This window comes from Cellulomonas sp. 73-92 (genome assembly GCF_001898175.1).
Taxonomy (GTDB): domain Bacteria; phylum Actinomycetota; class Actinomycetes; order Actinomycetales; family Cellulomonadaceae; genus Cellulomonas.
Genome location: NZ_MKTH01000014.1, coordinates 177,745 through 192,359 on the forward strand (window position 1 = coordinate 177,745; position 14,615 = coordinate 192,359).

Here is a 14,615-nt window from a genome sequence, read left to right on the forward strand (position 1 = left end):
CGGCACAGTCTAGGCAGCGCGGGTGGGTCGGCCACCACTGTGCCCGGGACTCGTCGGCGAGCCAGCCGCCGCCGTCGCTGGCGACTACCGTGCGGCACGTGGAGATCGTCGAGATCACGTCCCGCGTGCTCGGCGCACGCTGCACCATCGCCGCGGCCGGCGGCGTCGCCGTCGTCGTCGACGCGGGTGCCGGCGTCGGCGCCGAGGTGCTCCGGGTGGCCGACGAGCGGGGGCTGCGGATCGTCGCGGTGCTGGCCACCCACGGCCACGCGGACCACACCTGGGACGCCGGCCCGCTCACCGCGCGGCTCGGCGTGCCGCTGCTCATCCATGCCGCGGACGCCTACCGCCTCGACGACCCGTTCGGCACGCTCGGCGTGCTCGGGGACGCACCGCCCGGCGGCGAGGGCGCGCTGGCCCAGGTGCTCCGGCTTGCCGGCCTCGACCCGGCGGCGTACGCGCCGCCGGCTCAGGTGGTCACCTTCGGCGGCACCCCGGGCCCGGACGGCCGCTCGGCCGACGAGGTCCTCGACCTCGACGGCGTGACCGTCGTGGCTCGGCACGCCCCCGGGCACACCGAGGGGTCGACGATCTTCCTGCTGGACGGCCCGGTCGCACTGACCGGGGACGTCGTCTTCGCCGGCACCATCGGCCGCACCGACCTGCCCGGCGGCGACGACCTCGTCATGTCGCGGACGCTGCGCGAGGTGGTGGAGCACCTGCCGCACGACGCGCGCCTGCTGCCGGGCCACGGGCCGGCGACCCTCCTGTCGAAGGAGCTGCGGCACAACCCGTACCTCGGCTGACGGCCGCCAGGGCGCTCCGGCCCGGCCAGTAGGATCGTCGGGCGCCTTGGCGCCCACGACGACGACGAACGAAGGACCTTCCGTGCTGCGCACCCATACCGCCGGCTCGCTGCGCGCCGAGCACATCGGCACCACCGTCACCCTCACCGGGTGGGTGGATCGGCGGCGCGACCACGGGGGCGTGGCCTTCGTCGACCTGCGGGACGCCTCGGGCATCGCCCAGGTCGTCGTCCACGACGAGGCGGTGGCCCACGCGCTGCGCAGCGAGTTCGTGCTGCAGGTGACCGGCGAGGTGACCCGCCGGCCCGAGGGCAACGAGAACCCGCACCTGCCCACCGGCGAGATCGAGGTCATCGCCAAGGACGTCGTGACCCTCAACGAGGCCGCGCCGCTGCCGTTCCAGGTGTCGTCGGCGGTCGACGAGACGCCGGGCGAGGAGGTCCGGCTGCGCTACCGGTACCTCGACCTGCGCCGCCCCGCGCCCGCGCACGCGCTGCGGCTGCGCGCCAAGGTGAGCCAGGCCGCCCGCCGCGTGCTCGACGACCACGGGTTCGTCGAGATCGAGACGCCGACCCTCACGCACTCGACGCCGGAGGGCGCCCGCGACTTCCTGGTGCCGGCGCGCCTGTCGCCTGGCTCCTGGTACGCGCTGCCGCAGTCGCCGCAGCTGTTCAAGCAGCTCCTCATGGTCGCCGGCATGGAGCGCTACTACCAGATCGCCCGCTGCTACCGCGACGAGGATTTCCGCGCCGACCGGCAGCCGGAGTTCACGCAGCTCGACGTCGAGATGAGCTTCGTCGAGCAGGACGACGTCATCGCGGTCGCCGAGGACGTGCTGGTGGCCCTCTGGGACCTCGTCGGGCACCGGATCGAGACGCCAATCCGCCGCATGACCTTCGCGGACGCGATGGCGCGGTACGGCTCGGACAAGCCGGACCTGCGGTTCGGTCTGGAGCTGACCGACCTGACCGAGTACTTCCAGGACACCCCGTTCCGCGTGTTCCAGGCGCCGTACGTCGGCGCCGTGGTGCAGCCCGGCGGCGCCTCGACACCGCGACGCGGCTTCGACGCCTGGCAGGAGTGGGCGAAGCAGCGCGGCGCCAAGGGGCTCGCGTACGTGACGATCGGCGACGACGGCGAGCTCGCCGGACCGGTCGCCAAGAACATCTCGGACGACGAGCGGGCGCGCCTGGCGGCGACGGTCGGTGCGCAGCCCGGCGATGCCGTCTTCTTCGCCGCCGGGAAGGCGTCGGAGGCGCGCGCGCTGCTCGGCGCGGCCCGGCTGGAGATCGGCCGCCGCGGCGGGCTGATCGACGACGACCAATGGTCGTTCGTGTGGATCGTCGACGCGCCGCTGTTCAAGCCGACCGGCGAGGACGACGACGTCGCGCTCGGCACCAGCGCCTGGACCGCCGTGCACCACGCCTTCACGTCGCCGACGCCGGAGTGGATCGACCGGTTCGAGCACGACCCGGGCAACGCGCTGGCGTACGCCTACGACATCGTCTGCAACGGCAACGAGATCGGCGGCGGCTCCATCCGTATCCACCGCCGCGACGTGCAGGAGCGCGTGTTCGGCGTCATGGGCATCGGCCCGGCCGAGGCGCAGGAGAAGTTCGGCTTCCTGCTCGACGCCTTCCAGTTCGGCGCGCCGCCGCACGGCGGGATCGCGTTCGGCTGGGACCGGATCGTGGCGCTGCTGACCAAGGCCGAGTCGATCCGCGACGTCATCGCGTTCCCGAAGTCAGGCGCCGGGTACGACCCGCTGACGGGCGCGCCGGCGCCGATCACGGCGGCGCAGCGCCGCGAGGCCGGGGTGGACTACAAGCCCAAGCCGGCGGCGGGGGAGTGACGGCAGCGCTCGAGGCGCTCCCGCCGCGGTGGCGGGCCGATCGGGTGGTCCTCAGCGAACGCCGCCTGCTGGACCGGGCGCGCGTGCTCGGGGACGACGACGGCATCGTCGTGCTCGTCGACGGTGACGCCGGGCTGTCGGTCGTCGGCCACGGCCCGGACGGCCGCGCGGCCGGGATCGTGTCCGACCTCGTCGCCGCGGGCGAGCTGCGCGCACCGCTGCGGTGGATGTCCCTGCCGCGCGCGACCGACCTGCCGGCCGACGTGTGCGCGGCGTTGCGCGTCGACCCGCTGCCGGGCTGGGACTGGATGTCCACGACGACGATCGGCGACGTGCCCGGCACCGAGCGCGTCGAGCGCCTCGACCTGGCGGCCGACCTGCCGGCGATCCTCGACTGCCTGCGCGAGTCGAACCCCACCAGTGAGTCCGACCCGACGAACCCGCACGAGGCCGGCTGGTGGGGCGTCCGCTCGGGCGGCCGGCTCCTTGGCGTCATCGGTGCCGGCCGCCGCGGTGCGGCCGCCGAGGACGGCTTCTCGTGGCACCTGCACGGCCTGGGCGTGCGGCCCGAGGGACGGCGGGGTGGCCTCGGCACGGCGCTCCTCGTCGCGGCCACGGCCGAGGGGCTCGCGGCCGGCGCCGAGTGGGTGTCCCTCGGCGTGTGGGCGGCGAACGAGCCGGCCCTGCGCATCTACCGCCGCCTCGGCTTCCGCACCGACCACCAGGGCCGCTCGTACCGTCCGCGCTAGCCGCCCGTCCCTCGCCCGCCGAGCGCCCATCCCGCGCGCGCCGGGCGCCCATCCCGCGCGCGCCGGGCGCCCATCCCTTGCCCGCCGAGCGCCCACTTCGTCGCCGAGACCGGCCCTTCCGACGTCCGCAACGCACGGTCTCGGCGAGAAGCTGGGCGCTCGCTGCCGGAGGGGTGCCCCCACCCGCGCGCCGTGGCTGCTCGTCCGGCGGGTCGGCGGTCAGTGGATGATCGCCGACCGCTCGTAGAGCCGCTTGAGCGGCGCCGGCGCCCACCAGTTCCACCGGCCCAGCACCGTCATCGTCGCCGGCACCAGCAGGCACCGGACGAGGGAGGCGTCGACGAAGACCGCCACCGCCAGCGCGAACCCGACCTCCTTGATGATCAGGAGCCGGCCGGCGACGAACCCGGCGAAGACCACGATGATGATCGCCGCGGCCGACGTGATCACCCGGCCGGAGCGCTGCAGGCCGAGCCGGACCGCCTCGTCGGTCGGGTGCCCGGCGTCGTGCAGCTCCTTCACGCGGGACAGCAGGAACACCTCGTAGTCCATCGCCAGGCCGAACGCGAACGCGAGCACCAGGGCGACCACGTAGGACTCGATGCCCCCGACGGGGATGAAGTCGAGCAGCCCCGACAGGTGTGCGTCCTGGAAGCCCCAGACGAGCACGCCCATGGCCGCCGCCAGCGACAGCGCGTTGGTGAGCAGGGCCTTGATCGGGATCAGCACCGACCCGGTCATGAAGAAGAGCAGCACGAGCGTGGCGAGCGAGACGATCCCGACCACCCACCACACGCGCTCGGTCAGCGCCGCCATGAAGTCGACGGAGTGTGCCGCCTGCCCGGTGACCCAGGTCGGGAAGCCTGGGTCGAGCGCGCGGACCTCGGTGACGACGGATCGTGCGACCTTCCCACCGGCGTCGGTCGAGTCGGGTCGCACGCCGATGACGACGTAGGAGCCGGCGGCACGGGGCGGGTCGACGGTGGCGACGTCGTGCAGCGCGCCGAGCTGCGTCGCCCAGGCCTTGGCGGAGGTGAGCGAGGTCTCCGCGACGACGGTGACGGCGGCGGCCTGGGCGGCGGGGTAGTTCGCCGCGATCGCGTCGATGAACGCGCGCTGGCTGCTCCCGGCCGGCAGCAGCTCGGCGCCGGAGTTGCGCAGCTCCATGTGCCGCACGGGCAGGGCGATGACGCCGAGGACGAGGATGCAGCCGCCGATGACCCACCACGGCCGCCGCTGCACCCGCGCGGTGAGCCGCGAGAAGAACCCCTCCGTGGAGTCCACGTCCGACGTCCGGGCCATGACCCGGCGCAGGCCGGGCACGCGGAGCAGCGGGCTGGGCCGGGACAGCCGCCGCCCGGTCCAGACGAGGAGCGCGGGCACCAGGGTCAGGGCGGTGGCCAGGGCGACCACGACGATCGCGACGGCCGCGGCGCCGATGGACCGCAGGATCGGCGGGCTGAACACGAGCAGGCCCGCGATCGAGATGGCCACGGTGACGGCCGAGAAGGTGACCGTGCGGCCGGCGGTCGCCAGCGTCCGTTCGATCGCCGTCGCGACGGCGCCGTCGCCGCGGCGCCGCCGGGTGGCCGCGCCGCCGTCCCGGTCGACGAGCCGGTGGATCTCCTCCCGGAACCGCGAGACGACGAGCAGCCCGTAGTCGATGGACAGGCCGATGCCGAGGGCCGTGATGACGTCGAGCGTCGAGGCGTCGACGTCCATGAGGTACGTCATGCCGAGCACCGCCGCCAGGCCGACCCCGATCGACGCCAGGGCGCCAGCCATCGGCATGCCGGCCGCCAGGAAGCCGCCGAAGACGAAGATCATCGCGACCAGCGCGATCGGCAGGGCGACCGCCTCACCGGTGCGCAGGTCCCGCTCCACCTGCCCGTGGATGTCGGAGACGATGAGCGACGTCCCGCCCACGATCCCGGTGGCACCCGGCGCTGCCTCCGTCAGCCGCGCCGGCGCCGCCTGGAGGAGGGAGTGCACGGCGTCCAGAGCGGTCTGCTGGGGGCCGTCGGCGAGGTTCGGGTCCAGCCCGACGACGACGAGGAACCCGTGCCCGTCGCGCGCGACCAGCGGCGCCGCCGCCGGGTTCGTCGGGCCACCGGGCAGGGCGAGCGGGTCGACGACCGACACGACGCCGGGCACGGCGGCGAGGTCACGGCGGATCGGGGGCATCGCGGCCGCGACCCCGGCCGAGACCGGGTCCACGCCCGTCAGCACCAGCGTCAGCGACGCACCGCTCTGGTCGATGCGTCCGAGCAGGTCGTCGGCGGCCTTGCTCTGCGACCCGGGCACGTCCGGAGCGCCCGACGTCACCCTGTCGAACACCGACTGGCCGCCGTGGATCCCCAGCCCGGCCACCCCGTAGCCCACCACGGCGAGCAGGAGCCAGACGAGGACGGTGAGCCGGGGGTGGCGGCCGATCACCCGGCCGAGTCGCGCGAACACGCCGATCATCGTTGCAGTCTCCGCGTCCTCGCCGCGCACCCACTTCGTCACTTTCCTGAACGATCGGTTGTGATCCGCTGCGGATCGGTCAGGAAAATGACGAGTCGGGGGTGGGCGGGGCGTGGGGGTGGCGGTGCGTAGGGTGGCGGCCGTGGATCTGTTCGACGCGGTGACGTCCACCGCCGCCGGCCTGCCGGAGGTCGGCCCGGGCGCGCCGCTCGCCGTGCGGATGCGTCCGCGCACGCTCGCGGAGGTCGCCGGGCAGGACCACCTGCTCGAGCCGGGGTCTCCGCTGCGGCGGCTCGTCGAGCCGGCGGACGCCGCGGCGGCACGCACGGCGCCGGCGTCGATCGTGCTCTGGGGGCCGCCGGGCACGGGCAAGACGACGCTGGCGTACCTCGCCGCCGCGACCTCCGGCCGCCGGTTCGTCGAGATGTCGGCCGTCACGGCCGGCGTCAAGGAGGTCCGTGAGGTCATCGAGGACGCGCGTCGTCGGCTGGCCACCGGCGGCGCCGAGACGGTGCTGTTCATCGACGAGGTCCACCGCTTCACCAAGGCGCAGCAGGACGCGCTCCTGCCCAGCGTCGAGAACCGCTGGGTGACGCTCGTCGCGGCCACGACGGAGAACCCGTCGTTCTCCGTCAACTCGCCGCTCCTGTCGCGGTCGCTGCTGCTCACGCTGCGCCCGCTCTCGACCGAGGACGTGCGCGGCCTGGTCCGGCGCGCGGTCGCCGACGAGCGCGGCCTCGCGGGGACGGTCGTGCTGGACGACGACGCCGAGGAGCACCTGCTGCGCCTCGCCGGCGGTGATGCGCGCAAGGCGCTGACCATCCTCGAGGCCGCCGCCGGAGCCGCGCTGCTCGAGCCCCAGGACGGGACCGTACGGGTCGACCTCGCCACGATGGAGAAGGCCGTGGACGTCGCGGCGGTCCGCTACGACCGGGACGGCGACCAGCACTACGACGTCATCAGCGCGTTCATCAAGTCGATGCGTGGTTCGGACGTCGACGCTGCCCTCCACTACCTCGCGCGCATGCTCGCCGCGGGGGAGGACCCGCGGTTCGTCGCGCGGCGCATCGTCATCGCCGCCGCCGAGGACGTCGGGATGGCCGATCCGAGCGCCCTGCAGACGGCGGTCGCGGCGGCGCAGGCCGTCCAGCTCATCGGCATGCCCGAGGCCCGCATCGTGCTGGCGGAGGCCGTGGTGCACCTGGCGACCGCGCCGAAGTCCAACGCGTCCTACCTCGGCATCAACCGGGCGCTGGAGGACGTGCGCGCCGGGCGGCTCGGCTCGGTGCCCGCCCACCTGCGCGACGCGCACTACGCGGGCGCGGCGCGGCTGGGGCACGGCAAGGGCTACGTCTACGCGCACGACGAGCCGCACGCGGTCGCCGCCCAGCAGTACCTGCCCGACGAGCTCGTCGGCACCCGGTACTACGAGCCGAGCGACCGTGGCTACGAGCGGCAGGTGGCCGAGCGGCTGGAGCGGATCCGCCAGCTCCTCGACCCTCCGGGCTGACTCCGGTGCCGCCTGGACCGTCCGGAGCGGTCCAGGCCTCACCGGAGTCGGGCCGGCCCGGGACGGGCCGGATCCCTGGGCTCACGTCGGTGAGCGGCGGACCGCTGGGAGCGGTCCGGGCTGCACCGGAGTCCGCACGGCGGTCGGGCGTCCGGTAGAGTGTCGGGGTTCGCCGTGCGCTCGTCGTGCGCGAACCACCTGGGGTCTTAGCCGGTCCCGCCTCGCGCGGGCACCACATGGTCGGCCCCACGCCCACCGGGCAAACCCGCCCGATCGTGGGTGTGACGTCAACAACGACAGGAACGATTCAGCTGTGACGAACGTGACCCGCTCGCGCCGCCAGGTCCGCCTGAGCCGCGCGCTCGGCCTGGCCCTCACGCCCAAGGCCGTCAAGCACTTCGAGAAGCGCCCCTACCCGCCCGGGGAGCACGGCCGTGCCCGCCGCCGCACCGAGTCGGACTACGCGGTCCGCCTCCGCGAGAAGCAGCGGCTCCGCGCCCAGTACGCGCTGCGCGAGAAGCAGCTGCAGAAGGCGTACGAGAACGCCCGCAAGGCTCCGGGCCTGACCGGTGAGGCGCTCGTCGAGGACCTCGAGACCCGGCTGGACGCGCTCGTCCTGCGCGCCGGCTTCGCCCGCACCATCCTCCAGGCCCGCCAGGTGGTCACCCACCGGCACGTGCTGCTCGACGGCAAGATCGTCGACCGCCCGAGCCAGCGGGTGAAGGAGGGCCAGACCCTCATGATCAAGCCGAAGAGCCAGCCGACGGTGCCGTTCCAGATCGCGGCCGCCGGTGCCCACCGCGACGTGCTCCCGGCCGTTCCGGGCTACCTCGACGTGCAGCTCGAGAAGCTGACCGCCGTGCTGGTCCGCCGCCCGAAGCGCTCCGAGGTCCCGGTGACCTGCGAGGTCCAGCTGGTCGTCGAGTACTACGCCCGCTGACCCAGACCGCTCGACGACGACGCCCCGCGCTGCCACGGCACGCGGGGCGTCGCCGCATCCGCCCGGGTCACGGGGGTCGGGTCGATAAGGTGTGCCAGGTGGCACGGGCGCACCGCGTCCGGTGACGAAGGGAGCGGCATGGTGGCTGAGGTCGCGCGTTTGCTCGCAGCGATCGCCGGGTTGCTGGCGGCCCTCGGGTTCGCCGTGCTCGTCGGCATCCTCGCCGTGCCGCTGGTCAAGCTGGGCCGCACCTTCGACTCGGCGACCCGTGCGCTCACCGAGATGACCGACCACACGCTGCCGGTCATCGACGAGGCCGCCAAGGCCGTGGCCTCCGGCAACGTGCAGCTGGAGAAGGTCGACAAGGTCACCACCGCAGCCGCCGACGTCTCGCAGAACGTCTCCGCGCTGACCGCCCTGTTCGCCGCGACGGTGGGCGGGCCCATGATCAAGGCGGCGGCGTTCACCCATGGCGTGCGGCGCGCCCTGTCGGTCTTCGGCTCGAGGTCCAAGGCATGAGGCGGCTGTTCTGGATCGGCGTCGGCGTCGGGCTGACGGTCGTCGTGGTGCGGTACGGCCGCCGGCTGTACGCGCAGTACGTGCCGGCGGACGCCGCGGCGGCGATCGACACCGCCGCGAAGGTGCGCCGCACCGCCCGCGGGGTGCTCGGCGAGTTCACCGCCGGCGTGGCCGAGCGCGAGGCCGAGCTGCGGACCGCGCTCCTCGGGGACGACGCGGACCTCGACGAGATCAAGAGCAAGGGCCGAGCTGCCTGGGCCGAGCTGCGCGGATCGCGCGGCCCGGCCGCCCAGTCCCGTCGCGTGCCGCCCGCCTGGGCCTCCGACCAGCTCGAGGACCCGGACGACGACGACGGGTACGCCTTCTTCTGAGCGGACCGGTTCCGCGGAACGTTCGCGCGTCTGCGACGCTTGACCTAGAGGAGCCGCGCCCCCGCTCGGGCGCGCCGAGAACGACGAAGGACACCATGCGTACCGCCGAGATCCGCCAGCGCTGGCTCGACTACTTCGAGTCCAAGGACCACGCCATCGTGCCGTCGGTGCCGCTCATCTCGCCCGACCCCTCGATCCTCTTCACGATCGCGGGCATGGTGCCGTTCATCCCGTACATCCTCGGCACCCAGGAGCCGCCGTGGCCGCGCGTGGCCTCGGTGCAGAAGTGCATCCGCACCAACGACATCGAGAACGTCGGCAAGACCACCCGCCACGGCACGTTCTTCCAGATGAACGGCAACTTCTCGTTCGGCGACTATTTCAAGGAAGGCGCCATCGAGTTCGCGTGGGACCTGCTGACGTCCGCGCACGGCGACGGCGGCTACGGGTTTGACGGCGACAAGCTGTGGGTGACGATCTGGGACCAGGACGACGTCTCGCTCGACGCCCTGCAGAAGGTGGGCATCGACCGCCGGCACATCGTCCAGCTGCCCCGGGAGAAGATCTTCTGGGACACCGGCCAGCCCGGCCCGGCGGGCCCCTGCGCCGAGTTCCACATCGACCGCGGCCCGGAGTTCGGCCCGGAGGCGGTCGGCGGGACCGTCGACCCCGGCGGCGACCGGTACCTGGAGGTCTGGAACCTCGTCTTCGACCAGTTCGTGCGCGGCGAGGGTCAGGGCAAGGACTACCCGCTCCTCGGCGAGCTCGACAAGAAGGCCATCGACACCGGTGCCGGCCTCGAGCGGATCGCGTTCGTGCTCCAGGGCAAGCGCAACATGTACGAGATCGACGAGGTCTTTCCCGTCATCCAACGCGCCCAGGAGATCACCGGCCACACCTACGGCACGGACGAGACCGAGGACGTGCGGATGCGCGTCGTCGCCGACCACGTCCGCAGCGCCCTCATGCTCATCGGCGACGGCGTGACGCCCTCCAACGAGGGTCGTGGCTACGTGCTGCGCCGCCTGCTGCGCCGCACCATCCGGTCGATGCGCCTGCTGGGCGTCCACGAGCCGGTCATGCCCGAGCTGCTGCCCGTCAGCCGCGACGCCATGAGCCCGAGCTACCCGAACGTCGCGACCGACTTCGCCCGCATCTCGCAGATCGCGTACGGCGAGGAGGAGGCCTTCCTGCGGACCCTGGAGTCCGGGACGACGATCCTCGACACCGCGGTCGCCTCGGCCCGCCGCTCGACCCCGCAGGGGAGCACGCCGGTGCTGTCCGGCGAGCAGGCGTTCGCGCTGCACGACACCTACGGCTTCCCGATCGACCTGACCCTGGAGATGGCGGCGGAGCAGGGCGTCGACGTCGACGAGCAGGCGTTCCGCTCGCTCATGGCGGAGCAGAGGTCCCGGGCCCGCGCCGACGCGCTGGCGAAGAAGACCGGCCACGCGAACACCCAGGTCTACAACGAGGTCCACCAGCGGCTGCTCGGCGACACCGGCCACGCGGTGCGGTTCGTCGGCTACACCGACACGATCGCCCGCGGCAACGTCGTCGGCCTGCTCGTGGACGGCCAGCCGGCGCCGGCCGCCACCGCCCCGGCCAACGTCGAGGTCATCCTCGACATCACGCCGTTCTACGCCGAGGCGGGCGGTCAGCTCGCCGACCAGGGCGTCATCCTGTTCGACGGCGGCGCCCGCATGGAGGTCGACGACGTCCAGGCGCCGATCAAGGGCCTCAACGTCCACCGCGGCCGCCTGGTCGACGGCACGGTGACGTTCGGCGAGCCGGGCACGGCGTCCATCGACACGGACCGCCGCCGCGCGATCGCCCGCGCCCACACGGCCACCCACATGGTCCACAAGGCCCTACGCGAGGAGCTCGGGTCCACCGCGACGCAGGCGGGGTCGGAGAACGCGCCGAGCCGCCTGCGCTTCGACTTCCGCTCCGGCTCGGCCGTCCCGTCGGGGTCGCTCGCGACGATCGAGGGCCGCGTCAACGAGCGCCTCCAGGACAACCTCGAGGTGACCGACCGGACGATGCCGATCGACGAGGCGCGCGCCCTGGGCGCGATGGCCCTGTTCGGCGAGAAGTACGGGAATATCGTCCGCGTCGTGTCCATCGGTGGCGACTGGTCGCTCGAGCTCTGCGCGGGCACCCACGTCAAGCAGTCGGGCGAGCTCGGTCTGGTCACGCTGCTGGGGGAGGCGTCCATCGGTTCGGGCGTGCGCCGCGTGGACGCGCTCGTCGGCGACGGGGCCTACAGCCAGCACGCCAGGGAGCGGGCGCTCGTCGGGCAGCTGTCCGGCCTGCTGGGTGCGCGGCCCGACGAGCTGGCCGACCGGGTCTCGAACCTGCTCACCAGGCTCAAGGACTCCGAGAAGGAGCTCGCCGGCCTGCACCAGGGCCGCCTCCTGGCCCAGGCGAGCACCCTCGCCGGCGCGCCCGTCATCGTCGGCACCACGCGCGTCGTGGCGAGCGACGCCGGCGAGATCGCGTCGGCCGACGACCTGCGCACGCTGGTGCTCGACGTCCGCACACGGCTCGGGGACTCCGCGCCGTCCGTGGTCGCCGTCGCGGGGACGAGCAAGGGCCGCCCGGTCGTCGTCGTCGCGACGAACGCCCCCGCGCGGGAGGCGGGACTGCGGGCCGGCGCCCTCGTCCGCGTGGCGTCGCAGGTGCTCGGCGGCGGCGGCGGCGGCAAGGACGACGTGGCGCAGGGCGGTGGGCAGGACGCGACCCAGGTCCGGGCGGCGCTGGAGGCGATCGTCGCAGCGGTCCCGGCGTGAGCGTGGCGGACCTCGACCTCGTCGTGCGCGGACCCCGGATCGGGGTGGACGTCGGGACGGTGCGCGTCGGCCTGGCGGCCAGCGACCCGGACGGTCTCATCGCGACGCCCGTGGCGACCCTGCCGCGCGGGGGTGGAGACCTCGAGACGATCGTGGGCGAGGTGCGTGAGCGCGGTGCACGGACCGTGTACGTCGGCCTGCCCCGCCACCTGTCGGGCGCCGAAGGCGCTTCCGCAGGCGGCGCGCGCGCGTACGCTGTCACCTTGGCGCAGCGGGTCGCACCAGTCCAGGTGCGTCTCGTCGACGAGCGGATGAGCACGGTGTCCGCCCATCGTGCGCTGCGGGCGTCGGGGAGACCCGGACGCAAGCACCGCTCGGTCGTCGACCAGGCGGCAGCGGTGGTGATTCTGCAGGACGCGTTGGACGCGGAGCGCGCCACGGGACGGCATCCCGGCGAGCTGGTCGGAGCCGACCCGCTCGAAGGCGCGCATGGGGGGCACGCGGACCGGCCAGACGACTCGGGAGTGACGGACTGGTGAGCGACAGCCGCATCGACTGGTGGCCCCCCATGGACGGCGCACCGCCGTCGCCCGACGCCCTCGGCGGTGGCGGCAGCCCCGTGCCGCAGCAGGAACCACCCCGGCGCAGCCGTGCCCGCGACCGGCAGCACGCCGCCCGGCTGAAGTCGCAGCACCGGCGCAGCCGGGTCGTCGCGATCGTCGTCTGCCTGCTGCTGGCGGCCGGGGCGATCTACGTCGGCTGGTCGGTCTTCGGGAACCACGGGGGTGGCGGCGCCGACGCGGCCGTGCAGGACTATCCAGGCCCGGGCGCGTACCCGCCGGCGACCGTGGTGATCAACTCGGGCGACACGGGTGCGGCGATGGCGGTGACCCTGAAGGACGCCGGTGTGGTGGCGACGGAGAAGGCCTTCCGTGACGCGTTCGCCGCGAACCCCGACGCCTCGAAGATCCAGCCCGGCACCTACAGCCTGCTCAAGGAGCAGCGGGCCGCCGACGCCGTGACGGCGCTGCTCAACCCGGCGAACCGCGTCTCGATGAAGGTGACGATCCCGGAGGGATACACGGTCAAGCAGATCGTCCAGCGCGTCAACGAGGTCACGCTGATCCCGGTCGACGACCTGAACGCCGCGCTGAAGGACCCTGCGGCGATCGGCCTGCCCGCCGAGGCGGGCGGCAACGCCGAGGGCTGGCTGTTCCCGAGCACGTACCAGATCGAGCCGAAGGCCACCGCCGCGAGCGTGCTCAAGCAGATGAGCGCGCAGACGGTCAAGGTGCTGACCGCCAAGGGCGTCCCGCAGGACCAGTGGAAGACCGTCCTGACCAAGGCGTCGCTCGTCGAGCGCGAGGCCGGCCGTCCGGAGGACCAGGCCCCGATGGCCCGTGTCATCGAGAACCGGCTCGCTCAGGACATGGCGTTGCAGATCGACGCGACGACGTCCTACGGGCTCGGCCAGACCACGGCGCCGACGACCGCGCAGAACAACGACGCCTCCAACCCCTACAGCACCTACGCGCACACGGGGCTGCCCCCGACGCCGATCGCCTCACCGGGCGAGAGCGCGATCGACGCGGTGCTCAACCCCGCGGACGGCAAATGGATGTTCTGGCAGCTGGTCGACCCCTCGACCAAGGAGACGAAGTTCGAGGAGACGTTCGCCCAGCACACCGCGGACGTCGCTCAGCTGGCCCAGTGGCTGCGGGACCACCCCTCGGCGACGGCCACTCCCTGACCGTGACGACGTGGTGGTGACGTCGCGGCGCGCCGCGGTGCTGGGGCACCCGATCGCGCACTCGCTGTCCCCGGTGCTCCACCGGGCGGCGTACCGGGCGCTCGGCCTCGACCGGTGGCGCTACACCGCCGAGGACGTCACGGCGGAGGACCTCGTCCGCTTCCTCGCCGGCCTGGACGCCGGCTGGGCGGGCCTGTCCCTGACGATGCCGCTCAAGCAGGCGGTGCTGCCGCTGCTCGACCACGTCCAGCCGCTGGCCGAGGTCGTCGGCGCGGTCAACACGGTGCTCGTGCAGCCGGAGCGCGGCGGCTACTCGCTCGTCGGCGCGAACACCGACGTGCACGGCATCGCGGCGGCGCTCCGGGAGGGCCTCGCGGGCCGCGTCCCGGTCACCGCGGCGGTGCTCGGCGGGGGAGCGACGGCCGCCTCCTCGCTGGCGGCGCTGGCCGAGCTGGGCGTTACCGACGCCCTCGTCTACGTGCGCTCGCTCGGCCGCTCGGGCGCGCTCGTCCGCGCCGCGCACCGGATGGGCGTCGCGCCGCAGTTCCGGGGCTACGAACGGGCGCACGACGAGCTTGCCGGCGCCGACGTCGTCATCGCCACCCTCCCGCCCCACGGGGCCGACGAGCTCGCCGCCACCCTCCCGGGGACGCTGCGGGGAGTGCTGCTCGACGTCGCGTACGAGCCTCGTCCCACCGCACTCGGTGCTGCGTGGGCGGCGGCCGGTGGGACGGTCGTCGGCGGCGAACGGATGCTCCTGCACCAGGCGGCCGAGCAGGTGCGGCTCATGACCGGCCGGCCGGCCCCGCTCGAGCAGATGGCCGGCGCGCTCGACGCTGCCCTGGCCGCCCGGTAGCGAT

General features: G+C 73.7%; 12 protein-coding genes. 11 read left to right on the plus strand and 1 reads right to left on the minus strand.

All coding sequences use genetic code 11. The features are described 5' to 3' along the window. The first annotated feature begins 98 nt into the window (after positions 1–98). The 3 genes from BGO37_RS11105 (at position 99) to BGO37_RS11115 (ending at position 3,407) form a co-directional block, all read left to right on the plus strand. Positions 99–806: an MBL fold metallo-hydrolase gene (locus BGO37_RS11105; protein WP_291754834.1), complete on the plus strand. Its 708-nt coding sequence runs from the start codon at positions 99–101 to the stop codon at positions 804–806. Positions 807–888: 82 nt separating this feature from the next. After that, on the plus strand, positions 889–2,658 hold the full coding sequence (gene aspS, locus BGO37_RS11110; protein WP_291754836.1) for an aspartate--tRNA ligase: 1,770 nt from the start codon (positions 889–891) through the stop codon (positions 2,656–2,658). After that, a complete protein-coding gene (locus BGO37_RS11115) occupies positions 2,655–3,407 on the plus strand; it encodes a GNAT family N-acetyltransferase (RefSeq protein ID WP_291754838.1) in 753 nt (250 codons plus the stop codon). The genes aspS and BGO37_RS11115 overlap by 4 nt, the downstream gene beginning before the upstream one ends. 219 nt (positions 3,408–3,626) lie before the next feature. Here BGO37_RS11115 and BGO37_RS11120 read toward each other — a convergent pair whose 3' ends face one another. Continuing rightward, positions 3,627–5,873, minus strand: coding sequence for an MMPL family transporter (locus BGO37_RS11120; RefSeq protein ID WP_291754842.1), 2,247 nt, complete (start codon positions 5,871–5,873; stop codon positions 3,627–3,629). 142 nt (positions 5,874–6,015) lie between these two features. Here BGO37_RS11120 and BGO37_RS11125 point away from each other — a divergent pair, with 142 nt between their 5' ends. The 8 genes from BGO37_RS11125 (at position 6,016) to BGO37_RS11160 (ending at position 14,611) form a co-directional block, all read left to right on the plus strand. Continuing rightward, the gene (locus tag BGO37_RS11125; protein ID WP_291754845.1) at positions 6,016–7,383 is read left to right on the plus strand and encodes a replication-associated recombination protein A; all 1,368 of its coding nucleotides are present in this window, start codon (positions 6,016–6,018) and stop codon (positions 7,381–7,383) included. A gap of 313 nt (positions 7,384–7,696) precedes the next feature. Next, positions 7,697–8,323, plus strand: coding sequence for a 30S ribosomal protein S4 (rpsD, locus tag BGO37_RS11130; RefSeq protein WP_291754847.1), 627 nt, complete (start codon positions 7,697–7,699; stop codon positions 8,321–8,323). 141 nt (positions 8,324–8,464) lie between these two features. After that, positions 8,465–8,842 (plus strand): DUF948 domain-containing protein, encoded by a 378-nt coding sequence (locus BGO37_RS11135; protein WP_291754850.1) that lies wholly within the window; start codon positions 8,465–8,467, stop codon positions 8,840–8,842. Further along, a complete protein-coding gene (locus BGO37_RS11140; RefSeq protein ID WP_291754853.1) occupies positions 8,839–9,213 on the plus strand; it encodes a hypothetical protein in 375 nt (124 codons plus the stop codon). The genes BGO37_RS11135 and BGO37_RS11140 overlap by 4 nt, the downstream gene beginning before the upstream one ends. A gap of 95 nt (positions 9,214–9,308) precedes the next feature. After that, positions 9,309–12,005 (plus strand): alanine--tRNA ligase, encoded by a 2,697-nt coding sequence (gene alaS / locus BGO37_RS11145; protein WP_291754856.1) that lies wholly within the window; start codon positions 9,309–9,311, stop codon positions 12,003–12,005. A 2-nt stretch (positions 12,006–12,007) separates the two neighbouring features. Continuing rightward, a complete protein-coding gene (ruvX, locus tag BGO37_RS11150; protein WP_291755203.1) occupies positions 12,008–12,544 on the plus strand; it encodes a Holliday junction resolvase RuvX in 537 nt (178 codons plus the stop codon). Further along, positions 12,541–13,755, plus strand: a complete 1,215-nt coding sequence (gene mltG, locus BGO37_RS11155) for an endolytic transglycosylase MltG (RefSeq protein ID WP_291754859.1) — start codon at positions 12,541–12,543, stop codon at positions 13,753–13,755. Before ruvX ends, mltG begins: the two co-directional genes overlap by 4 nt. A 13-nt stretch (positions 13,756–13,768) precedes the next feature. Further along, the gene (locus BGO37_RS11160) at positions 13,769–14,611 is read left to right on the plus strand and encodes a shikimate dehydrogenase (RefSeq protein ID WP_291755204.1); all 843 of its coding nucleotides are present in this window, start codon (positions 13,769–13,771) and stop codon (positions 14,609–14,611) included. Positions 14,612–14,615 lie beyond the last annotated feature (4 nt).